General features: G+C 37.1%; 1 protein-coding gene. It reads left to right on the top strand.

Features of this window, described 5'->3' with window-relative positions:
- A partial coding sequence (locus ACFIKE_RS11980) for a hypothetical protein (RefSeq protein ID WP_375650183.1) occupies positions 1-362 on the top strand: 362 nt, incomplete at its 5' end.
- Between the last annotated feature and the right edge of the window lie 393 nt (positions 363-755).

Here is a 755-nt window from a genome sequence, read left to right as displayed (position 1 = left end):
CATTGAGAAGCTTCGGAAAAATCAAGAAAGGTGACCTAGGCGGCTTTATAGAAGGTGAGAGCAACTTAAGTCATGAAGGAGACTGTTGGGTTTATGATGATGCCATGGTTTATAGCGGTGCAAAAGTTTACAACAATGCCAAGGTATTTGATAACTCAAAAGTTTGTTATTTTGCAAATATTTATGAAAATGCAACAATTCATCATAACGCAAAAATATATGGTGGTCGTATTTTTGGAAAAGCACATGTTTACGAAAATGCAAGTGTTCATTGCAATGCAGAAGTGTATGGTAACGCACACATTTACGGAGATTCAGAGGTTCGTGGAGGCAGTATTATCACAACGAGCGAGAGAAGATAATTATTATGTATAGATATGAAATTAAACCTACTTTGTGTTCGCAGTTAGTTGTGAGAAATACCCACAATCCAGGTGAACTTTGTATAACGATCTCTGGAGATAAGGGCGAGCCCTATGTAGATACCATAATCTCTAAAGACAAAATAGATGCCTTCTTAAGTGAAGAGAATATCGTGCCAATGGAACTCATAGGATCGCAATGCTTTGCATTTTCATACGAATTCAGACCGTTTGCATGCACTAGATTTGAAATGATACCACCCAATTCAGATGAATCTTTCTTGTTGACGCTATATTCTGATCATTGTGCATATATAAAACGCATTCCAATTGATCGGATTGTACAACCTGTAAAGACAAAACTCTAACACCCCAAAACCAGTCTTTTAACAC

Origin of the sequence: Bartonella sp. MU70NMGDW, assembly GCF_042194085.1 — a bacterium.
Taxonomy (GTDB): Bacteria; Pseudomonadota; Alphaproteobacteria; order Rhizobiales; family Rhizobiaceae; genus Bartonella; species Bartonella grahamii.
This window is presented reverse-complemented; position numbering and strand designations above follow the sequence as displayed.